The 390-nt window shown below is 71.8% G+C and carries 1 protein-coding gene; it reads left to right on the top strand.

What is annotated here, in order from left to right; translation table 11 throughout:
• A partial coding sequence (locus G3I71_RS49630) for an LLM class flavin-dependent oxidoreductase (protein WP_164325565.1) occupies nucleotides 1-390 on the top strand: 390 nt, incomplete at both ends.

Below are 390 nucleotides of genomic sequence, written 5' to 3'. Positions count from 1 at the left end.
GTGCTCGCGCACATCGCCGAGCTGACCCGCGAGATCCGGCTGTACACGGCGGTGACCACCCTGAGCCTGCTCGATCCGGTACGGGCGTACGAGGACTACGCGACGCTCGACCACCTCAGCGACGGCCGTCTGGAGCTGATGATCGGCAAGGGGAACGGGACGGCGCAGCGCGAGCTGTTCGACGTGAGCCCCCAGGACCAGTGGGACCGCAACTCCGAGGGATACGAGCTGTTCCGGCGGATCTGGCGGGAGGACGAGGTCACCGCGCGGCCCCGGTTCCGGCCCGCGCTGACCGGCGCCGAGGTGCTGCCCCGGCCGTACCAGCGCACGCTGCGGGTGTGGCACGGCAGCGCCACGAGCCGGGATTCGGTCGACCTCGCGGCACGCCAC

Origin of the sequence: Streptomyces sp. SID12501, assembly GCF_010550245.1 — a bacterium.
GTDB lineage: Bacteria > Actinomycetota > Actinomycetes > Streptomycetales > Streptomycetaceae > Streptomyces.
The sequence above is the reverse complement of the archived record's forward strand: the minus strand, read 5'-3'. Positions and strand labels throughout refer to the sequence as shown.